Origin of the sequence: Pseudomonas sp. Z4-7, from assembly GCF_051131965.1 — a bacterium.
Lineage (GTDB): Bacteria > Pseudomonadota > Gammaproteobacteria > Pseudomonadales > Pseudomonadaceae > Aquipseudomonas.
Map to the genome: position 1 here is coordinate 5699216 of NZ_CP071642.1, position 19950 is coordinate 5719165.

Here is a 19950-nt window from a genome sequence, read left to right on the forward strand (position 1 = left end):
ATCCAATGTGGGAGCGAGCCTGCTCGCGAAGAACACAACGCCGACCCTATTCGACGGTATCGTCCTTGAACTGATCCTTGACGTACTTGATCTCGGTCCGGCCATGGGGCGCGGGCAAGCCGTCTTCGCCGAGGTTGACGAAAACCATCTTTTCCACCGTCAGGATGCTCTTGCGAGTGATCTTGTTGCGCACTTCGCAGGTCAGGGTGATGGACGTGCGGCCGAACTCGGTGGCGGTGATACCCAGTTCGATGATGTCGCCCTGGCGCGAGGCGCTGACAAAGTTGATTTCGGAGATGTATTTGGTGACCACACGCTGGTTACCGAGCTGGACGATGGCATAGATCGCCGCCTCTTCGTCGATCCAGCGCAGCAGGCTGCCACCGAACAGCGTGCCGTTGGGGTTGAGGTCTTCGGGCTTGACCCATTTGCGGGTGTGGAAATTCATGTTCACTCCTGAGCGTCTGGCCGATGAATGCCCGCATCATGGCAGACCCGGCGGGCAGGCTCTACGTCGCCGCCCCTATGACGATCATCGGCATTTTTGATTTGCCGACAGAAACCCTTTGGAAGATCCGCTTAGCCCGTTATAATCGCCCCCGTTTCATCGGCCCACGCTTTGGGTCGTTCCCGCCACCTGTCCGAGGGGCGCTGCAGCAGGCTCGACCTGTCAGGCTCGGATGGGGCGTTGCTGGTACGGGGTTCCCCGCACTGGCACTAAACGCACAACGGCGCCCATTCGCATACATTACGAATGGAGGCTCTTCATGAGCGCTGTTATCACGCCTGCAGCTTTTACCGACTACAAAGTCGCCGACATGTCCCTGGCTGCCTGGGGCCGTCGCGAAATCATCATCGCCGAATCCGAAATGCCGGCCCTGATGGGCCTGCGCCGCAAATACTCTGGCGAACAGCCATTGAAGGGCGCAAAAATCCTCGGCTGCATCCACATGACCATCCAGACCGCCGTGCTGATCGAAACCCTGGTTGCCCTGGGTGCCGAAGTGCGCTGGTCGTCCTGCAACATTTTCTCGACCCAGGACCAGGCCGCTGCCGCGATCGCCGCTGCCGGCGTCCCGGTTTTCGCCTGGAAAGGCGAGACCGAGCAAGAGTACGAGTGGTGCCTGGAGCAGACCATCCTCAAGGATGGCCAGCCATGGGACACCAACATGATCCTCGACGACGGCGGCGACCTGACCGAGCTGCTGCACAAGAAATACCCGGCCGTGCTGGACAAGGTCCACGGCGTGACCGAAGAAACCACCACCGGCGTCCACCGCCTGCTGGACATGCTGGCCAAGGGCGAGCTGAAGATCCCGGCCATCAACGTCAACGACTCGGTGACCAAGAGCAAGAACGACAACAAGTACGGTTGCCGTCACAGCCTTAACGACGCCATCAAGCGCGGCACCGACCACTTGCTGTCCGGCAAGCAGGCCCTGGTGATCGGCTACGGTGACGTGGGCAAGGGTTCGGCCCAGTCCCTGCGTCAGGAAGGCATGATCGTCAAGGTGTCCGAAGTCGATCCGATCTGCGCCATGCAGGCCTGCATGGACGGTTTCGAACTGGTTTCGCCGTTCATCGACGGCAACAACGACGGCACCGAAGCCAGCGTCGACAAGGCACTGCTGGGCAAGATCGACCTGATCGTGACCACCACCGGCAACGTCAACGTCTGCGACGCCAACATGCTCAAGGCCCTGAAGAAGCGCGCCGTGGTCTGCAACATCGGTCACTTCGACAATGAAATCGACACCGCTTTCATGCGCAAGAACTGGGCGTGGGAAGAAGTGAAGCCACAGGTACACAAGGTTCACCGCACCGGTACCGGCAGCTTCGACCCGCAGAACGATGATTACCTGATCCTGCTGGCCGAAGGCCGCCTGGTGAACCTGGGCAACGCCACCGGTCACCCAAGCCGCATCATGGACGGTTCGTTCGCCAACCAGGTCCTGGCCCAGATCTTCCTGTTCGGCCAGAAATACGCCGACCTGTCGCCGGCCCAGAAAGCCGAGCGCCTGACGGTGGAAGTATTGCCGAAGAAGCTCGACGAAGAAGTGGCCCTGGAAATGGTCCGCGGTTTCGGCGGCGTGGTCACCAAGCTGACCAAGCAACAGGCTGACTACATCGGCGTGACCGTCGAAGGCCCGTTCAAGCCGCACGCCTACCGCTACTGATCGGCGCGGCTCCCCCTGCGGGAGCCGGCTCCTTTGTGGGAGCGAGCCTGCTCGCGATGCAGACACCTCGGTCCAGCTGCCGGACCGAGGCGATGCCAATCGCGAGCGAGCTCGCTCCCACAAAGAGCCCGAGCGCCTCACCGGCCTACGAGTTTCCAAGGATATGACCATGTCCCAAGAACGTCGCTACAGCTTCGAGTTCTTCCCGACGAAGACCGATGCTGGGCATGAAAAACTGATTGCCACTGCCCGACAGCTGGCAGGCTACAACCCTGATTTTTTCTCCTGCACCTATGGCGCCGGCGGTTCGACCCGTGACCGCACGATAAATACCGTGCTGCAGCTTGAAAGCGAAGTCAAAGTCCCGGCCGCTCCGCACTTGTCCTGCGTGGGCGACAGCAAGGATGACCTGCGCAGCCTGCTGACCCAATACCAGGCCGCTGGCATCAAGCGTATCGTCGCCCTGCGCGGCGACCTGCCCTCGGGCATGGGCATGGCCAGCGGTGAACTGCGCCACGCCAACGAGCTCGTCGAGTTCATCCGCCAGGAAACCGGCGAGCACTTTCATATTGAAATCGCCGCGTATCCGGAAATGCATCCGCAAGCACGCAATTTCGAAGACGACCTGAGCAATTTCGTGCGCAAGGCCAACGCCGGCGCCAACAGCGCGATCACCCAGTATTTCTTCAACGCCGACAGCTACTTCTACTTCGTCGAGCGTGTGCGCAAGCTGGGTGTCGACATTCCGGTGGTACCGGGCATCATGCCGATCACCAACTACAGCAAACTGGCGCGTTTTTCCGACGCTTGCGGCGCGCAAATCCCGCGCTGGATCCGCAAGCAACTGGAAGCCTACGGCGACGACACGGCCAGCATCCAACGCTTCGGCGAGGAGGTCATCACGCAGATGTGTGAACGATTGTTGCAAGGTGGCGCGCCGGGCCTGCACTTCTACACGTTGAACCAGGCCGAGCCGAGCCTCGCGGTATGGAACAACCTCAAGCTGCCGCGCTAGGCACTGAACTGCCGGTACGCAAAGGCCCTGGTGAAAACCCGGGCCTTTTTCATGCGCCTTGCAGGCAAAGGGCAACCAACCCGCGAGCCAGAGCGCTCTAGCTATTTGATGAGCTCTCATCGTAACCTCAGGCAATGCCCGTCTTTGCCCAACTCCTGACCGTCCTGTTACTCCTGTGCCTGAGCGTTTGCGCCCGGGCCGAGAAGCTGCGCATCGTCACCGAACCCTGGGCGCCCTACGTCTATGAGGAGAACGGCAGGGCCCTGGGCCTGGACTATGAAACCACCGCCATAGTGTTCAAGCGTCTGGGCGTTGATGTCGAATGGCAGTTCCTGCCATGGAAGCGTTGCCTGGCGATGCTGGAACAGGGGCTGGCAGACGGTGCACTGGATATCTTTCGCAGCGAGGAGCGCGACTCCCTGCTGCTCTACCCGAGCGAACCGCTGTCGGACGTCGAGTTCGTGATGTTCTACGCCAACGCCCGGCCCCATCCGTTTCGCACGTTCGATGAGCTCGACGGACTGACAGTCGGTACGTCTCCGGGTTATCTGTACAGCCAGGCGTTCAGGGAATCGACCCGGTTCAAGCGGGAAACCGCGCCCACCCACGAAGCCAATTTCGGCAAGTTGCAGTTGGGCCGGATCGACCTGCTCATCACCGACCGCCGAGTGGGCCGGCATGTGCTCAAGGCGCTGCAACTGGGTGACCAGATCAGCGAAAATCCCACGGTCGTGAGCCGTCAAAGCCAATACCTGGCGGTACGGCGCAGCGCCGGCATGGATTTGCTGGTGCAGCGCTTCGGCGCTGAACTCAAGCGCTTCAAGCGCGAACCGGCCTATGCCGAGCTGAGCGCCCGCTATGGTGCCGATCCGGCCGGCAAGGCGGCACCGCAAGACCCGGCGCCCCACTGAAATACACCGTTGAGCAGCAGGAAAGCGGCGCGCGGCGATTGCTCTGTTATACTCGGGCCTTCCCGCCAGGCTCACGCCCGGACGCCCGGTCTTGCAAAAGGCATCCCGACACCGCTACAGCGCAGCTTCCAGCCCGCGCGAGCCCTGTCCGGACCCGTCTTCCAGACCCGGCAGGACCGGACGGGATGACGTCTTCCAATGACCGTCATTTGCGCCAGGCAAGACTATCCCATTGGGCCAGGCCCTCACTAAAAACAGGATTACTCATGTCCTTTGCTTCCCTCGGTCTCTCCGAGGCTTTAGTCGGCGCCATCGAAGCCGCCGGCTACACCCAGCCTACCCCGGTGCAACAGCGGGCCATCCCCGCCGTGTTGCAAGGTCGCGACCTGATGGTCGCCGCACAGACAGGTACTGGTAAAACCGGCGGTTTCGCCCTTCCGATCCTGGAGCGGCTGTTCCCCAACGGTCACCCGGACAAATCCCAGCGTCACGGCCCGCGCCAACCCCGCGTGCTGGTCCTGACCCCAACCCGCGAACTGGCGGCCCAGGTCCACGAGAGCTTCAAGGTCTACGCGCGTGACCTGAAGTTCGTCAGCGCCTGCATCTTCGGCGGCGTCGGCATGAACCCGCAGGTCCAGGCCATGGCCCGTGGCGTCGATGTCCTGGTGGCCTGCCCCGGCCGCCTGCTGGACCTGGCCGGCCAGGGCAGCGTCGACTTGTCCCACGTGGAAATCCTCGTGCTGGACGAAGCCGACCGCATGCTCGACATGGGTTTTGTCCATGACGTGAAGAAAGTGCTGGCCCGCCTGCCGGCCAAGCGCCAGAACCTGCTGTTCTCGGCGACGTTCTCCAAGGACATCACTGACCTTGCCGGCAAGCTGCTGCACAACCCGGAACGCATCGAAGTCACGCCGCCGAACACCACGGTCGAGCGCATCGAGCAGCGCGTGTTCCGCCTGCCGGCCAGCCACAAGCGTGCCCTGCTGGCCCACCTGATCACCACGGGCGCCTGGGAACAGGTCCTGGTCTTCACCCGCACCAAGCACGGCGCCAATCGCCTGGCCGAATACCTGGACAAGCACGGCCTGCCAGCTGTGGCGATCCACGGCAACAAGAGCCAGAACGCCCGTACCAAGGCCCTGGCCGACTTCAAGGCCGGCGAAGTGCGCATCCTTGTAGCCACCGACATCGCCGCCCGTGGCCTCGATATCGACCAGTTGCCTCACGTGGTCAACTTCGAGCTGCCGAACGTCGATGAAGATTACGTTCACCGTATCGGCCGTACCGGCCGGGCCGGTCGTTCGGGCGAGGCGATTTCCCTGGTCGCGCCGGATGAAGAGAAGTTGCTCAAAAGCATCGAGCGCATGACCAAGCAGAAAATCCCTGACGGCGACCTGATGGGCTTTGATGCCAGCACCATCGAGGCCGAGAAGCCTGAAGTGCGTGAGCGTCCGGATGTGCGCAACCCGCGTAATCCTCGTGGCCCGCGCGGCGACGGCCCGAATGGCGGCGGTGGTGGCGGCGGTCGTAAGGACAAAGGCAAGGACAAGGGCAAGGAAAAATCGGCCAGCAACAGCAACGGTCGCGGCGAACGCCCAGCCCGCGAGCAGAAGCCCCGCGAAGGCACTCCGGCCCGTGAGCAGCAACGCCCTGCGCCTCGCGCCGCGGCCGCCGACCGCGCCCCGGACGAATTCCTCGACGACGATGTCGATAACTTCGGTAACCGCGTGGACTACGTGCCGCAGCAGAAACCGGCCCAGGGTCGCGGTCGCCGTCCGGGCGCCCCGGCAACAGGCGCTGGTGCCGGCGCACCCCGCGGTGGCCAGCCACAGGGTCGCCAGAACGGACCGCGCAACACCAACGGCTCGTCCACCGGCACTCCGCCAGGCAAGCGCAGCGGTCCGCGTAGTGGCGCCCCGCGTGACGGCCAGGCCCGCCGCGAAGAGTCCCGTCCACGCCGCCCGGCACGTGATGATGACCAGCCTCGTCAGGAACCTGCCGTGCAGAACCCGCGTGGCAACCAGCCGAAAATCATGCACAAGGAATCGAAAGTCGATCGTTTCCCGACGCCTGAACAGTTGGACCAATTGCCAAGCCGTCCACGCGGCGAAAAACCGGCCTTGCTGACACGCAATCGCTGAGTTTTCCAAGCCATGAAAAATGCTCCGGTTCTCGCGACCCGGGGCATTTTTTTGGCCCCACGCAATTCCAAATGTGGGAGCGAGCTTGCTCGCGATAGCGGTGGCTCAGTCACCATCAATGTGACAGAACTGACGCCATCGCGAGCAAGCTCGCTCCCACAGGGTTATCTGTGTCGCCGAAATCCGCACAACAAAAAACGCCCCTGGCCGCGAGACCAGGGGCGTTTTTTTGTCAGGCGCGAAAGTTACTTCGCCTGAACACCTTCAAACGTCACGTACAGCTCGACCACGTCGGATTTCGGACCCAGGTCTTTCTGCTTGCCGAAGTCGGAACGCTTGATCGTGGTAGTGCCTTCGAAGCCGGCACGGTAGCCACCCCATGGGTCCTTGCCTTCGCCCAGGAAGGTTGCCTTGACCACGACCGGCTTGGTCACGCCCAGCAGGGTCAGGTCACCGGTCACATCGGCGGTGTTTGCGCCGGTGGACTTGACACTGGTGGACACGAAGGTGGCCTTGCCGAATTTGCTGGCGTTCAGGAAGTCAGCGCTGGCGATGTGCTTGTCACGTTCGGCGTGGTTGGTGAACACGCTGGCGGTGTTGACGTTGAATTCGATCTTGCTGGCTTCAGGCTTGGCGGCGTCGAAGCTGAACTTGCCGTCGATGTCCTTGAAGGTACCGGTGATGTAGCTGTAGCCCAGGTGGCTGATCTTGAAGTCGACGAAGGCGTGCTGGCCTTCCTTGTCGACCACGTAGTCTGCGGCCATGGCCTGGCCGGCGGACAGCAGGGCAGAACCGATTGCCAGGGCGGCGAGCGTCTTTTTCAACATGCTTTCTATTCCTTTGGAGTCGAGGTTGAACATCAGGCTTGGCGCCCCAGCATGCGCTTGAGGGTCGCGTCACGGTCGATAAAGTGGTGCTTCAATGCTGCCAACGCATGGAGGCCGGAAAAAATTACCAGCGCCCATGCCAGGTAGAAGTGGATCTGGCCGGCGACGTCTGCCTGATCGGGCAGTCCGGACACCAGCGCGGGTACTTCAAACAAACCAAACACCGAGATCCCGACACCGTCTGCGGTGGAAATCAGGTAACCGGCGATCATCACGGCGAACAGCCCGAGATACAGTGCACTATGACCAATCCTGGCGCCGACGCGTGTAAGGCGGCCATAGGTTTCCAGGGTCGGTGGCGGCGGGCTGACGAAACGCCAGATCACTCGCAGCACCATCACCGCCAACAGCACCAGGCCGATGCTCTTGTGGATGTCCGGCGCGTCTTTGCGCCAGGTGCTGTAATAATCCAGCCCGACCATCCACAGGCCCAGCGCGAACAGCCCATACACCGCCAAGGCAACGGCCCAGTGCGAAACGATGCTGACCCAGCCATAGCGAGAAGAAGAGTTGCGTAGCTGCATTGCTCATATCCTGTAAAAACTGTGACCAAGACTAGCGAGTTATCTATCGAATTAAAGCGGAAAATTTCGCTTTGAAATATCGAGAAATACGATCATCAGTCTGGGACGGGTGCGTTAAGGAAAGATTAAAGCGGATGCGCTGCGTGATGGCGGGGGAGCCAGGACATCAGCTTGGCCGGAGGACCTCATCGCGAGCAGGCTCGCTCCAAAAAACGCCTGTCAGGCTATATCTGCTGCCTGCTCGATACCCAGGGAAGAGCAAGCTCGCTTAGATATTTTGCCGTGCAATATATATGTATAGCCATTTTCTTTTTGCTGCCTGATTAAATGAGCCCTCAATAAATCATTGAACAAGGTGAACAAAATGGCTGTTCGTTATACCCCTTTTAAAGCTAGCGGCTCGCCGCAACTGCCACCAAATCAAACGATGTCCCCGGGGCAATACCTTAAATCCAGCAACGGGCGGTTCCGATTGATATTGCAGGCCGATGGGAACTTGGTAATCAAGGACGGCGAGGCAATTGTTTGGACCGCTGGTGACAAACAACCTTACAGCGTCACGTTGTATCCAAAAAAATGCGTGAGCCTCTACAATTTGTCGTTAGCAACAGCGGCTTTCTTTATGATCCGGCCCGACGGCGTTTATGGATCGCCGAAAGTACCCACAGTGCAGACAAATCTCTTTGGTTCAGCACCTGCATGATCATGCAGGACGATGGCAATCTGGTCATTTTTGACAAGCGAACAGGCAACCTTTGCTGGGCCCGCTTTGGCTTCGTCCCGGGACGTTTTTCGAAGCCAAAACGGGTCAAGATCTGGTTCGAGGATGTGGAGGTTTACACTTGGTCTTTTTCACTACCACCCCTGTAGCGGCTTATCAAAATCAAGTATTGGCGCATTCAGGCCTATAAGGATCCATATCGCACCTGTACGACAATTGAGGATCGTGTTTTTTAAGTATCATACGGCCATCTGTACAGCCGCTGCCGAAGAGCATGATCAATAATATTAATGCCGCCACCGGTTTCATATGTTGCTCCAGTTCTACGCGTCCAACGCTTTGAATTATCAATTAACCGAGCACTCAGGCTTGTATGGATCAAAGGTGCATTTGTACGTCAACTGAGGGTCCCGTTCTGGAACCATCGGAATCATCAGGGGATCCCGACATTCACCATACACACACCCGTACAGCGAAACCGATACGACCATTGCCATCAGTATTTTCATACGCACTCCTGTTTTTCAAGGAGCCTGAACGCATGGCCCGGCGAGCTCTATCGGCTGCTTCCGGTTAAAGGGTGGGAAGTTTCCGATATATCGTCGAGACATGCGGGACGTCGGCGTAATGATCGACCCGTGGCGAGGGAGCTTGCTCCCGCTCGGCTGCGAAGCAGTAGCAAACCGGCGGGTGCGGTGTGTCTGATGCTCCGCATTAGGAGGGTTTGGGGCCGCTTCGCGGCCCAGCGGGAGCAAGCTCCCTCGCCACGGGTTTATTGATTGCCTTAAGTGAAGGCAGCGTTCTTTCCACTTGACGTTACTGAGCCTTGGTCTCAGTAGTCGTTGCCGGTTTGGCGGCGGGTTTCTTCACTGGCTCAACCTTTTTCACTGGTGCCTTGGCCGGGGCCTTTTTTGCCGGGGCCTTGGCCGCCGGCTTCTTCGCCGCTGGCTTGGCCGTGGCTTTCTTGGCTGGCTCGGTCTTCGCCGGCGCCGGCGCGGGTGGTTCCACCGGCGCAGGGGCTGGGACGGGGGCCGGTGCCGGCGCTGGAGGCGGCGCTACCGGCTCGGGAGCCTTGGCCGGCTCCGGCTTCTTGTCATCATCCGAGCCGCCGAACAGGTTGCTGAAGAAGTTGCCTTTCTTCGCCGCCACCGCTCCGGCGGCAGCTGCTGCGGCCGGGGCGACTTTCGGTGGTTCGAACGACTTGCCCGCCGCCAGGTCTTCAACCTGGCTGGCGGCGCGCTGGCCGCTGCGCAGTGCGCCTTCCAGGGTGCCTGGGTACAGCGCGTCGGTGTGTTCGCCGGCAAAGGCGACGCGCTGCAATGGTTTTTCCCACAGGCGCCAGTACTTGCTGATCTGGCCCGGACCAAACGCCAGGTACGCGCCGCCCATGGCAGGGTCGGTGCTGTAGCGGCGGATTTCATAACCGGTGAATGCACCGCGCGCCTGTGGATAAAACGCGTGGAGGCGGATCAACACCTGGTCGACCATCTGCTTGTCGCCGAAGGCCTGCATCACCCGTGCGTTGTCGCCGGACAGGTTGATGACAACGTTGGCGCCACCCTTCATGGCTGGCTCGATCCACATCATGCCCAGGCCGGCGTTGCTGTAGATCTCGCCCGACATGCGTGCCTTGCTGTCCCAGACCGGGGTCTTGAACTTGAGCATGATCTGGTCGCGCCAGCCGTAGTTGGTGCCTTTGATCGCACCCAGGTGCTGGGCATCCAGGGCCGGGGTCAGTTGGATCTTGTTCAATGCTCGCAAGGGCACGGCCAGTACAACATAGTCGGCCTGGTAACCGACGCTGCCGACCTTGACGGTGACGCCGTCCTTGTCCTGGGAAATGGCCGACACCGGCGAGCTCGTCTTGATGGTTTTCAGTTGCTTGACGAATGCCTGGGCCAATACCGGGCTGCCACCGAGCAAGCGCGAGGCGCGCAGGTCACGGTCGGACACGCCGCGATAGACGCGGTTCTGCTGGGCGAAATACAGCAACGACAGGCGCGACGGCTCGTCATAGCGCGTGCGGATTTCCTGGTTGACCAACTGTCGGGCGGTCGCCGGCAATTGCAAGCGGTCCAGCCAGTTGGACACGGTGATCTGGTCGAGCGCGTGCAAGGTACTGGTAGCCGTCGGGTTCAGTGGGTCGTCGATGGAACGGGCCAGACCATCCAGGGTGGTTTCGTAGCGCTTGAGCGCCTCGGCCGTGGCTGGCTGCTTGGTCGCCAGGTCGGCGGCAGTAAAATAGGTGCCGTCGATCAGGTAGCTAGGGGTGCGCACGAATTCCGGCGCCGGCGTGGTGCTCAGCTTGAAGGTCGAAACGTACTTGTTCAGTACCGGCTGGACCTTATCGTTGCCGATCCACTCGCTGGTGGCCATGCCCGAACGGCCGCCCAGGCTCGGTTTGGCTTCCAGCAGGGTCACGGCCCAACCCTTGTTCTGTAACTCGTAGGCCGCCGTGAGCCCGGCCAACCCGCCGCCGATGACGATGGCCGTCGGTTGTTTGTCCTTGGCCAGCGCCGAAACGCTGAACAGCCCTATCATCACCAGCGCACAGGCGCGCAGCCAACCAGCAGACATTCAGCGAACTCCGGAATTGCGTAAGAATTTTCGGTTTTTCGAGCCAGTCGGCTCCGGGAACGGCGAAGAATACGTCAGCCATCAAAACGCCGCCAGCGACGTCTATCACCTCACTGAAACTGGTGGGGACGACACAATGGGTTGTTCCCCGGCCCGCCATTGCATAGGCTTGCGCGATTGTTTTGCCCGCGCCCGCCGCGAGCCGCCTCGAGGAGACTGTACATGGGCCTGAATAACCAGTGGATGCAGCGCGATCTTGCCGTGCTGTGGCACCCCTGCACCCAGATGAAAGATCACGAACAGCTGCCGCTGATTCCTATCCGGCGCGGCGAAGGCGTGTGGCTTGAGGACTTCGAAGGCAAGCGCTACCTTGATGCGGTGAGTTCCTGGTGGGTCAATGTGTTCGGCCACGCCAACCCGCGCATCAACCAGCGCATCAAGGATCAGGTCGATCAGCTTGAGCATGTGATTCTCGCCGGTTTCAGCCACCAGCCGGTGATCGAGTTGTCCGAACGCCTGGTGAAGATGACGCCCGAAGGCCTGACCCGGTGCTTCTATGCCGATAACGGCTCGTCCTGCATCGAAGTGGCGATGAAGATGAGCTTTCATTACTGGATCAATCGCGGCCGGCCCGACAAGAAACGCTTCGTTACCCTGAGCAACAGCTACCACGGCGAAACCATCGCGGCGATGTCGGTGGGCGATGTACCGCTGTTCACCGAAACCTACAAGGCGTTGTTGCTGGACACGCTCAAGGTGCCGAGCCCCGACTGCTACCACCGCCCCGAAGGCATGGGCTGGGAAGAGCATTCGCGAAACATGTTCGCGGCCATGGAGCAAACCCTGGCCGAGCACCACGACACGGTGGCGGCGGTGATCGTCGAACCGCTGATCCAGGGCGCAGGCGGCATGCGCATGTACCACCCGGTGTACCTGAAGCTGTTGCGTGAAGCCTGCGACCGCTATGGCGTGCACCTGATCCACGACGAAATCGCGGTCGGCTTCGGCCGCACCGGGACGATGTTTGCCTGCGAACAGGCTGGTATCACGCCAGACTTCCTTTGCCTGTCCAAGGCCCTGACCGGCGGCTACCTGCCGCTGGCGGCGTGCGTGACAACCGATGAGGTCTACAGCGCGTTCTACGACGACTACCCGACCCTGCGTGCCTTCCTGCATTCCCACAGCTACACGGGCAATCCGCTGGCTTGCGCGGCGGCGCTGGCGACCCTGGATATTTTCGAAGACGACAACGTCATCGAAACCAACAAGGCCCTGGCCCAGCGCATGGCCAGCGCCACCGCCCACCTGGTCGACCACCCGAACGTGGCCGAAGTGCGCCAGACCGGCATGGTCCTGGCTATCGAGATGGTCAAGGACAAGGCGAACAAAACCGCGTACCCATGGCAGGAGCGGCGCGGCCTGACGGTCTTCCAGCATGCCCTGGAGCGCGGCGCCCTGCTGCGGCCGCTGGGCAGCGTGGTGTATTTCCTGCCGCCGTATGTCATCACCCCCGAGCAGATCGACTTCCTCGCCGAAGTGGCCAGCGAAGGCATCGACATCGCCACCCGGGACAAGGTCAGCGTGGCGGTGCCGAAGGACTTTCACCCGGGTTATCGCGATCCGGGCTGATACGTCTGTGAACGAATTTCTCCGTGGCGAGGGAGCTTGCTCCCGCTCGATTGCGCAGCAATCGCAAGAATGGGGCCGCTTCGCAGCCCAGCGGGAGCAAGCTCCCTCGCCACAAAAGCTTGCTCACCGCAAAGCCCCCGACCACGCAGCAATGCGCAATCCGATTGTGTAGAGAACAAAACATGAGACTGTCCCGCTTCTTCATCGATGCCCCCCTGAGCCTCGGCGATCACGAGCTGCCTGAGGCCCAGGCCCACTATATAGGCCGGGTGCTGCGCATGGCCGAGGGCAACGCGGTGCAAGTATTCGATGGCTCCGGCCAGGAGTTTCGCGGCACCCTGGCCGAGGTCGGCAAGAAGCGCGTGCGCGTGCAGCTAGACGAGCGATTTGCCGGGCAGGCCGAGTCGCCCTTGCGCATTCATCTCGGCCAGGGCCTGTCCCGGGGCGAGCGCATGGACTGGGCGATCCAGAAGGCCACGGAATTGGGGGTCAGCGAGATCACGCCGATTTTCACCGAGCGCTGCGAAGTGCGCCTCAAGGACGAGCGCGCCGACAAGCGTCTGCTGCACTGGCGCCAGGTGGCGATCAGCGCTTGCGAACAGTGCGGGCGCTCGACCGTGCCGGTGATCCACCCGCCGCTGTTGCTGGCGGACTGGTTAAAGCAGGCCGAGGCTGAGCTGAAACTGGTACTGCACCCGGTGGCCGAGCCGCTGGTCAGCCATGCCAGGCCGTCGACCCTGGCGTTCCTGATCGGCCCCGAGGGCGGGTTGTCGGATGCGGAAGTCGAACAGGCCAGGACCGCCGACTACCATGCCGCCCGCCTCGGTCCCCGCGTGCTGCGTACCGAAACCGCGCCGGTAGTGGCGTTGGCGGTGGCGCAGCAGTTGTGGGGGGATTTCTGAAATCAGATGTACATCTCCTGTGGGAGCGAGCTTGCTCGCGATGGCGGTGGGTCAGTCAATATCGATGCCGACTGATCCGGCGCTATCGCGAGCAAGCTCGCTCCCACATTGGATCGTGGACGCCCAGGCGACCTACTGCACCGGCTCGCTGGTCGGCCTGGCGATGATCGCCTTCAACTCGCTGGTCATCGGAAATTCCAGATTCAGGCCCTTGGGCGGGATCGGCTTCTGGAACCAGCGATCGTAGATCTCGTTGATCTCCCCCGACTTGTACAAATCGGCCAGGGTCGCGTTGACCAGCGCCAGGAATTGCGGATCGTCCTTGCGCACCATGCAGCTGTAGATTTCCCGCGATTGCTCCTGCCCCACCACCACCCACTTGTGCGGGTCGCGGGCCTTGGCCCGTTCGCCGTAGAGCAGCGCATCGTCCATGTAGAACGCCGCCGCCCGGCCGGTCTCGAGCATCTGGAAGGACTCGCCGTGGTCCTTGGCGCTGATGATGAACATGTCGGTCTTGTTGTCCTGGTTGTAGCTCTTCAGGAACCGCTCGTTGGTCGTGCCGGCGGTGGTCACCACGTTCTTGCCGCGCAGGTCAGCGAAGCTGCGAATGCCGCTGTCCCTGGCCGTCAGCAACTGGCCCTTCACGTAAATGAAACCGTAGGAAAACGCCACCTGCTTCTGCCGCTCGGCGGTCACGCCGGTGGAGCCGCATTCCAGATCCACGGTGCCGTTCTGCACCAGCGGGATTCGTGTCTGGGAAGTCACCAGGTTGTACTTCACGCTCAGTTGCGGCAGGGCCAGTTGCTGCTTGATGCGCTCGACGATCTTGCCCGCCAGCTCCACCGAATACCCCATCGGTTTGCCGCTGTTGTCCCCGACATAGGAAAACGGCACCGAGGCGTCACGATAGCCCAGCGTGATGCTTTTGTTGCTGGCGATCTTTTCCAGCGTGCCGGCCGGAGGCGCTTCATTGGCAAAAGCCTGGGCGCCGAGCAGCAGGCTCAAGGTACAGCCGATCAACGTGATTTTCTGCATTGTTGTTCTCCGTTGCGGGTGGATCAGGCGGCGCGGGGCGTGAGGCCCTGCAGGTCGATGGAAGGTGTGCGTTGGCGGATCATTTCACTGAGCAAGCGACCGCTGCCGCAGGCCAGGGTAAAACCCAAGGCACCATGGCCGAGGTTGAGCCACAGGTTGCGATAAGCGCTGGCGCCGATCAGTGGCACGCCGCTAGGCGTCGCCGGGCGCATGCCCGCCCATTCCACAGCGCGATCGTAATCACCGGCCATGGGAAATGTTTCCATGGCCTGGCGCCGAATCAGGGCCAGGCGTCTGGGGTCCGGCGCCGGGTCGAAGCCGACGATGTCGACCATGGCCGCCACCCGCAGCTGCTCACCGATGCGCGCGTAGACGACCTTGCGGTCGTAGTCGGTGATGCTCAGTTCCGGCGCCCGATGCCGGGCGTCGATCGGCACCGTCAGGCTGTAGCCCTTGAGCGGATACAGCGGCATCCGCACGCCTGGCAATGCCAGCGCAACGCTGCGGTGGCCGGCGGCGATTACCAGGTGCTCGACCTCCACACGCTGCTCGCCCAGGTTGATGGCGTGCACCGAGCCGTCGGCATGCTCGATAGCGGTCACCGCGCGCCCCAAGAGGAATTCGCAGCGCCCCGAAGCGCGCAGCCGCGCCGCGAGTTGCAGGCAGAAGCCATGGCAATCGGCTACTTCCTCATCAGGTGTGTAGATGCCGCCCACGAACGGCACGCCGGCCAGAGCAGGCTCCAGCGTCGTGCACTCGTTCGGGCCCAGTACCTGCTGATGAACAGCGTCGGCCACACGTTGCCGGGCATGCGCAAAATGGCTGGCACTGCGAAACGTCACCAGCTTGCCGTTGCGCCGCCACTCGAAGCCATCGAGATGATCCTCTTCGCGCCAGGTCCGCAGCGTCGTCTGGCTCAACAGCGCCAGGCGCAACAGATGGGCGCCGTTGCGCCGGTTGACTGAAGTCCGGCACGCGGCGATGAACGCTGCCATCCAGCGCCACTGGGCCGGGTCCAGGCGCGGACGCAGCTTGAGCGGCGAATCGCCGCGCAACATCCAGCCCAAGGCCTGCCACGGCACCCCGGCGTCGGCCAGGGGCGTGACGTAGCGATAGGACAACTGGCCGCCGTTGGCGAAGCTGGTCTCGCTGCCCAATGCATCGCGCGCCTCCACCAGCGTGACGTCGATCCCATCGCGGACCAGCGCGTAAGCCGTCGCCAGGCCGACCACGCCGCCGCCAATGATGCATACCCGCTGAGCCATGTCCGCCTCACATCCGTTTCGAATGACCCGAGGTTAGGGCCAGGTGACAGTGTTCGAACAATGAATAAAGATGAGCCTCCTATAAACAAAGGTTATGGGCACGCCATGCGCCTTCGTCATATCGAGATTTTCCAGGCGATTCGCCAGACCGGCTCCATCAGCGGCGCCGCCCAGTTGCTGCACGTTTCCCAGCCGGCGGTGACCAAGGTGCTGCAGCATGCCGAGCAGCAATTGGGGTTTGCGTTGTTCCTGCGGGTGCGCGGCAAGTTGCAGGCCACGCCCGAAGCGCTGGAGCTGGAACGCGAGGTCGACAAGGTCAGCGAAAGCCTGCAAGGCGTGCGGCGCCTGGCACAGAGCCTGCGCCGCGAGCCGGGGCACAGCTTGCGAATTGGCGCCACGCCGGCCTTGGCCCTGTCGCTGCTGCCCACGGCTATCCACCAATGGACCCGACGCTACCCGGACATCGTCTGCGAGTTGTCCAGCGCCCACAGCCGCGAACTGACGCAGAACCTGCTGATGCGCGAAATCGATGTAGCCCTCAGCTTGCAATCGCCCGATCACCCTGGCCTCAAGGCCGAGCCCCTCGCCAGCGGCGTATTGGTAGCCCTGGCACCGAGCGGTCACTGGCCCGAAGCGGTAATCGGCACGCCTATGCCGTTGCAGGAGCTGGCCGGCGCGCCGTTGATCGGCTTGTCCAGCACCGACCCGCTGTCCGCCAGGCTGGATGGCTACCTCAAGTCAGTGGAACCGCCGCCCCGAGTGAGCATTGCCGTACAGACGTACTCACTGGCCCGGGCCATGGTCGAATCCGGCGCCGGGCTGGCGGTCATCGACCCGTTTACCGCCTTGGGGGCTTCACGCGCCCGTACGGCTATCAGGCCATTGTCGCCGCCGTTGCCCATTGCCTTGTACGCCGTAACCCGCGCCAATGAAGCCCCGCCCCACACCGTGGGGGCCTTGCTGGAAATTGTCGCCAGCCAGGCCCAGGCGCAACTTGATCGCCTGTTTGCGAGCCCTCAGAGCACGTAGAACAGAATCGCCACGAAATGCAAAAGGCTGCCGGCGATGACGAAAAGGTGCCAGATGCCATGGGCGTGGCGCAGGCGATGGTCGAGCGCGAAGAAGATGATGCCGACGGTATACAGCACGCCTCCCGAGGCCAGCCAGGCAAACCCGGCGCTGCCCAGCGCCGCCAGTAGCGGTTTGACCGCCACCAGAACGATCCAGCCCATCACCGCATAGATGACGATCGAGAGGATCCGCGCTTCGGAACGCGGCTTGATTTCCTGCAGGATGCCGATCACCGCCAGCCCCCAGACGATCCCGAACAACGTCCAGCCCCACGGCCCGCGCAGCGTTACCAGGCAGAACGGCGTGTAGCTGCCGGCGATCAACAGGTAGATCGAAAAGTGATCGACCTTCTGCATGATCTCTTTCTTGCGCCCGCGCACGCTGTGATAAACCGTCGATGCGCTGTAGAGCACCAGCAAGGTGAACCCGTAGATTGCCACGCTGACGATCTTCCACGGATCGCCGGCCATCCCGGCGATCACCAGCAGCCACACCGCACCGATAAACGCGGCGACCGCGCCCACCAGGTGCGTCCAGGCGTTGAGTCGTTCCCCGTGATACATCCAGATCCACCCCCTATTACGAATTTGGCGCCAAGGCTCAGGCCTGGCGCCTGAAAGTGCAATGCCTTGCTTCGAGCGTCGAACACAACCCCCGTGGCGAGGGAGCTTGCTCCCGCTGGGTGGCGCAGCCGCCCCAAAGATTTTGTGAGCGCTACGCACTGGAGCGCCAGCCCGGTCAAGCGGGAGCAAGCTCCCTCGCCACAAAAGCTCTCCAGCCACATAAATCGCGTCGCCAGGAAGACATGGGGCACAATCAGCCCATACGAATAAGAGTCCGCCCCATGCTCATCGACGAAGAATTGACCCTGAAGAAACTCGAGGTGTTCCTGGCGTTCATGCGCACCGGCAACCTGGCGCGGGCGGCGGTCGAGTTGCAAACCAGCAATGTCAGCGTGCATCGGGCCATTCACTCGCTGGAGAGCGCGTTGCGCTGTCCGTTGTTCAAGCACGAAGGCCGCAATCTCACGCCGCTGGAAAGCGCTTATGTGCTGGAGGAGCGTGCGCAGAGGCTGATTCAGGACGTGGTCGAAAGCGTACGCCTGACCCGCGAGGCGGCCGGTTTTTCCGCCGAGCGTTTCAAGCTGGGATCTTTGTATTCATTGACCGTCAAGACCGTGCCGCAACTGATCATGGGCCTGAAGATCCGCCGCAGCGAACTCAATATCGACCTGATCATGGGTTCCAACATCGACCTGTTGTACAAGCTCAAGAACATGGAGGTCGATGCGATCCTGGTGTCGCTGGACGACAGCGTCAACGACCCGGACTGCGAGCAGATCGCGCTGTTTTCCGATGACATTTTCCTCGCCACGCCCGCCGACTCGCCCTTCGCCCAACGCAGCGAGGTCGACCTGGCCGAAGTCCGCGACGAGACGTTCATCACCCTGACCCAGGGCTTCGCCACGCATCAGGACGGTGTACGGGTGTTCAAGCAGGCGGGGTTCGAGCCGAAAGTGGCGATGCAGGTCAATGACATCTTCACCCTGCTGAGCATGGTCAGCTCCGGGGTGGGTTATGCCTTGCTGCCAGGCCGGATTGCGGCGGTGTATGAAAACCGGGTGAAGCTGATCCCGTTGCAGGAAAAGTACCGGTTGCAGCAGCACATCGGCGTGGTGTTCCTCAAGGCCAAGGAGCGCGATCCGAACTTGCTGGCGCTGCTGGCGGAGTGCCGGATGTATGCCAATCGCCAGGCTTGAGACCGAGTCGCGCGTTTCGCGAGCAGGCTCGCTCCCACAAGGGTGGACCCAATCAATGTGGGAGCGAGCCTGCTCGCGAAGGCGCCAGCGCGGTTAGCGAAAAGCCGAAGCCCTACCCCATCAGTCCCCGCATGATCAGGAACAACAGCGAAGGCCCGAGCAAGCACCCAAGGGCGGTATAGAACGCCGCCGTCAGACAGCCATAAGGCACCAGCTTCGGATCGGTCGCCGCCAGGCCGCCGGCCACGCCGCTGGAGGTGCCCATCAGCCCACCAAAGATGACCGCGCTACGAGGGTTGTTGAGACCGATGTACGGCGCCACGAACGGTGTCGCCACCATCACCAGGATCGCCTTGATCAACCCGGCGGCAATGGACAGGGCCATCACCTCGGAAGTGGCCCCAATCGCCGCCCCGGTCACTGGCCCGACGATGTAGGTCACGGCTCCCGCACCGATGGTGGTCAGGCTCACCGAATCGGTATAACCAAAGGCCATCGCCACGCCAACACCGGCAATGAACGACGTACCGACGCCGACAAACAAGGCCAGCACTCCAACGAAACCGGCGCGCTTGAGTTCCTCGACACTCACGCCGAACGCCGTGGCGACGATGGCGAAGTCCCGCAGCATGGCGCCGCCCAGCAAACCAATCCCGGACAGCAGTGGAATGTCCACCACACCTTTTTGCCCCCCGGTCATTGCACCGCCGATATACGAGAGCACCAGCCCCAGCAGGATCGCGATGGCCGAACCATGCAGGCGGCCTTTGGTGAAGGTGTTGCTGATCCAGTAGGACACCCACATGGTGATGCCGACAATGGCAAACCCGCTGATCAGACCGTAGCCGGTGATGACTTTCATCATGGATTCGTACATGGCAATCACCCGACCGTCTTGACGGAGATGTCGGCCTGAGGCCCTTTGTTGCCAATGCGCACCAGCACCGGTACCAACGCAAAGGCAATCACCACCGCCAGGGTCCCGGCCAGGATCGCCATCGGCCCGCCCTTGAGTGCACCGTAGACGTTTTGCTGGGCCGCCATCGCGACCACGATGGGGATGTAGACCGCACTCCAGAATTCCACGCCGGCCTCGGATTTGCCCGTGAACAGGCCGCGTTTGTTCAGGTAACTGCCCAGGCCAATCAACAGCAGCATCGCAATGCCGACGCCGCCGACGTTGGCCGGCACGCCAATCAGCTTGCCCAGCAGCTCGCCGATGAAAATACCCGCCAGGGTACAAAAGGCCAGGAACGCCACACCGTAAATAATCATTGTCGTAGTCCTCAAATTGCATCGTCGAAGTTGTTGTTTTTGTGCTTCGCCAGCTTGAGTC

At 61.8% G+C, this 19950-nt stretch carries 17 protein-coding genes, 1 pseudogene and 1 riboswitch; of the genes and pseudogenes, 9 read left to right on the top strand and 9 right to left on the bottom strand.

What is annotated here, in order from left to right; translation table 11 throughout:
* Window positions 1-46: 46 nt before the first annotated feature.
* Window positions 47-448, bottom strand: coding sequence for an acyl-CoA thioesterase (locus J3P91_RS25610; protein ID WP_030137870.1), 402 nt, complete (start codon window positions 446-448; stop codon window positions 47-49).
* A 189-nt stretch (window positions 449-637) separates the two neighbouring features.
* Window positions 638-744: riboswitch (S-adenosyl-L-homocysteine riboswitch) on the top strand.
* Window positions 745-767: 23 nt separating this feature from the next.
* Between J3P91_RS25610 and ahcY the strand changes: the two genes are divergently transcribed.
* From ahcY to J3P91_RS25630, 4 genes and pseudogenes are all read left to right on the top strand, one after another.
* Entirely contained in the window at window positions 768-2177 is a 1410-nt protein-coding gene (gene ahcY / locus J3P91_RS25615) for an adenosylhomocysteinase (RefSeq protein ID WP_434602096.1), read from the top strand.
* 169 nt (window positions 2178-2346) lie between these two features.
* On the top strand, window positions 2347-3192 hold the full coding sequence (gene metF, locus J3P91_RS25620; protein WP_434602097.1) for a methylenetetrahydrofolate reductase [NAD(P)H]: 846 nt from the start codon (window positions 2347-2349) through the stop codon (window positions 3190-3192).
* A 134-nt stretch (window positions 3193-3326) separates the two neighbouring features.
* Window positions 3327-4138, top strand: a pseudogene (locus J3P91_RS25625) (substrate-binding periplasmic protein); the annotation flags it as partial.
* Window positions 4139-4369: 231 nt separating this feature from the next.
* The gene (locus J3P91_RS25630) at window positions 4370-6244 is read left to right on the top strand and encodes a DEAD/DEAH box helicase (protein ID WP_434605228.1); all 1875 of its coding nucleotides are present in this window, start codon (window positions 4370-4372) and stop codon (window positions 6242-6244) included.
* A 245-nt stretch (window positions 6245-6489) separates the two neighbouring features.
* On the opposite strand, the gene J3P91_RS25635 is transcribed toward J3P91_RS25630, so the two are convergent.
* A complete protein-coding gene (locus J3P91_RS25635) occupies window positions 6490-7071 on the bottom strand; it encodes a YceI family protein (protein ID WP_305498214.1) in 582 nt (193 codons plus the stop codon).
* 32 nt (window positions 7072-7103) lie between these two features.
* Complete coding sequence (locus J3P91_RS25640; RefSeq protein WP_305498213.1) at window positions 7104-7655, bottom strand: cytochrome b; 552 nt, start codon at window positions 7653-7655, stop codon at window positions 7104-7106.
* Window positions 7656-8019: 364 nt separating this feature from the next.
* Here J3P91_RS25640 and J3P91_RS25645 point away from each other — a divergent pair, with 364 nt between their 5' ends.
* Window positions 8020-8358 carry a hypothetical protein gene (locus tag J3P91_RS25645; protein WP_434602098.1) on the top strand — a complete coding sequence of 113 codons (339 nt, stop codon included), beginning with the start codon at window positions 8020-8022 and terminating at the stop codon, window positions 8356-8358.
* Window positions 8359-9192: 834 nt separating this feature from the next.
* On the opposite strand, the gene J3P91_RS25650 is transcribed toward J3P91_RS25645, so the two are convergent.
* Window positions 9193-10953, bottom strand: coding sequence for a flavin monoamine oxidase family protein (locus tag J3P91_RS25650; protein WP_434602099.1), 1761 nt, complete (start codon window positions 10951-10953; stop codon window positions 9193-9195).
* A 222-nt stretch (window positions 10954-11175) separates the two neighbouring features.
* Between J3P91_RS25650 and J3P91_RS25655 the strand changes: the two genes are divergently transcribed.
* Window positions 11176-12582 carry an adenosylmethionine--8-amino-7-oxononanoate transaminase gene (locus J3P91_RS25655; protein ID WP_434602100.1) on the top strand — a complete coding sequence of 469 codons (1407 nt, stop codon included), beginning with the start codon at window positions 11176-11178 and terminating at the stop codon, window positions 12580-12582.
* A 182-nt stretch (window positions 12583-12764) separates the two neighbouring features.
* Window positions 12765-13484, top strand: coding sequence for a 16S rRNA (uracil(1498)-N(3))-methyltransferase (locus tag J3P91_RS25660; RefSeq protein ID WP_434602101.1), 720 nt, complete (start codon window positions 12765-12767; stop codon window positions 13482-13484).
* Window positions 13485-13616: 132 nt separating this feature from the next.
* Here J3P91_RS25660 and J3P91_RS25665 read toward each other — a convergent pair whose 3' ends face one another.
* Together J3P91_RS25665 and J3P91_RS25670 are read right to left on the bottom strand one after the other, a co-directional pair.
* Window positions 13617-14519, bottom strand: coding sequence for a transporter substrate-binding domain-containing protein (locus tag J3P91_RS25665; protein ID WP_434602103.1), 903 nt, complete (start codon window positions 14517-14519; stop codon window positions 13617-13619).
* 23 nt (window positions 14520-14542) lie between these two features.
* On the bottom strand, window positions 14543-15784 hold the full coding sequence (locus tag J3P91_RS25670) for a D-amino acid dehydrogenase (RefSeq protein ID WP_434602105.1): 1242 nt from the start codon (window positions 15782-15784) through the stop codon (window positions 14543-14545).
* A gap of 105 nt (window positions 15785-15889) precedes the next feature.
* Here J3P91_RS25670 and J3P91_RS25675 point away from each other — a divergent pair, with 105 nt between their 5' ends.
* The gene (locus J3P91_RS25675; RefSeq protein ID WP_434602106.1) at window positions 15890-16813 is read left to right on the top strand and encodes a LysR family transcriptional regulator; all 924 of its coding nucleotides are present in this window, start codon (window positions 15890-15892) and stop codon (window positions 16811-16813) included.
* Here J3P91_RS25675 and trhA read toward each other — a convergent pair.
* Window positions 16801-17418: a PAQR family membrane homeostasis protein TrhA gene (trhA, locus tag J3P91_RS25680; RefSeq protein WP_305498208.1), complete on the bottom strand. Its 618-nt coding sequence runs from the start codon at window positions 17416-17418 to the stop codon at window positions 16801-16803. The genes J3P91_RS25675 and trhA overlap by 13 nt on opposite strands.
* A gap of 281 nt (window positions 17419-17699) precedes the next feature.
* On the opposite strand from trhA, the gene J3P91_RS25685 reads away from it, so the two are divergent.
* Window positions 17700-18614: a LysR family transcriptional regulator gene (locus J3P91_RS25685; RefSeq protein WP_434602107.1), complete on the top strand. Its 915-nt coding sequence runs from the start codon at window positions 17700-17702 to the stop codon at window positions 18612-18614.
* Between the two features lie 112 nt (window positions 18615-18726).
* On the opposite strand, the gene madM is transcribed toward J3P91_RS25685, so the two are convergent.
* Together madM and madL are read right to left on the bottom strand one after the other, a co-directional pair.
* Entirely contained in the window at window positions 18727-19491 is a 765-nt protein-coding gene (madM, locus tag J3P91_RS25690) for a malonate transporter subunit MadM (protein ID WP_186729218.1), read from the bottom strand.
* A gap of 5 nt (window positions 19492-19496) precedes the next feature.
* The gene (gene madL / locus J3P91_RS25695; protein ID WP_250963782.1) at window positions 19497-19889 is read right to left on the bottom strand and encodes a malonate transporter subunit MadL; all 393 of its coding nucleotides are present in this window, start codon (window positions 19887-19889) and stop codon (window positions 19497-19499) included.
* Window positions 19890-19950: the final 61 nt, after the last annotated feature.

Bases quoted from the DNA above. Each gene is read 5' to 3' on its own strand.
- trhA (WP_305498208.1), bottom strand. From the start codon at position 17,418: ATGTATCACGGGGAACGACTCAACGCCTGGACGCACCTGGTGGGCGCG.
- J3P91_RS25675 (WP_434602106.1), top strand. From the start codon at position 15,890: ATGCGCCTTCGTCATATCGAGATTTTCCAGGCGATTCGCCAGACCGGC.
- J3P91_RS25650 (WP_434602099.1), bottom strand. From the start codon at position 10,953: ATGTCTGCTGGTTGGCTGCGCGCCTGTGCGCTGGTGATGATAGGGCTG.
- metF (WP_434602097.1), top strand. From the start codon at position 2,347: ATGTCCCAAGAACGTCGCTACAGCTTCGAGTTCTTCCCGACGAAGACC.
- madL (WP_250963782.1), bottom strand. From the start codon at position 19,889: ATGATTATTTACGGTGTGGCGTTCCTGGCCTTTTGTACCCTGGCGGGT.
- J3P91_RS25655 (WP_434602100.1), top strand. From the start codon at position 11,176: ATGGGCCTGAATAACCAGTGGATGCAGCGCGATCTTGCCGTGCTGTGG.
- J3P91_RS25640 (WP_305498213.1), bottom strand. From the start codon at position 7,655: ATGCAGCTACGCAACTCTTCTTCTCGCTATGGCTGGGTCAGCATCGTT.
- J3P91_RS25610 (WP_030137870.1), bottom strand. From the start codon at position 448: ATGAATTTCCACACCCGCAAATGGGTCAAGCCCGAAGACCTCAACCCC.
- J3P91_RS25670 (WP_434602105.1), bottom strand. From the start codon at position 15,784: ATGGCTCAGCGGGTATGCATCATTGGCGGCGGCGTGGTCGGCCTGGCG.
- J3P91_RS25630 (WP_434605228.1), top strand. From the start codon at position 4,370: ATGTCCTTTGCTTCCCTCGGTCTCTCCGAGGCTTTAGTCGGCGCCATC.
- J3P91_RS25645 (WP_434602098.1), top strand. From the start codon at position 8,020: ATGGCTGTTCGTTATACCCCTTTTAAAGCTAGCGGCTCGCCGCAACTG.
- ahcY (WP_434602096.1), top strand. From the start codon at position 768: ATGAGCGCTGTTATCACGCCTGCAGCTTTTACCGACTACAAAGTCGCC.
- J3P91_RS25660 (WP_434602101.1), top strand. From the start codon at position 12,765: ATGAGACTGTCCCGCTTCTTCATCGATGCCCCCCTGAGCCTCGGCGAT.
- J3P91_RS25685 (WP_434602107.1), top strand. From the start codon at position 17,700: ATGCTCATCGACGAAGAATTGACCCTGAAGAAACTCGAGGTGTTCCTG.
- J3P91_RS25635 (WP_305498214.1), bottom strand. From the start codon at position 7,071: ATGTTGAAAAAGACGCTCGCCGCCCTGGCAATCGGTTCTGCCCTGCTG.
- madM (WP_186729218.1), bottom strand. From the start codon at position 19,491: ATGTACGAATCCATGATGAAAGTCATCACCGGCTACGGTCTGATCAGC.
- J3P91_RS25665 (WP_434602103.1), bottom strand. From the start codon at position 14,519: ATGCAGAAAATCACGTTGATCGGCTGTACCTTGAGCCTGCTGCTCGGC.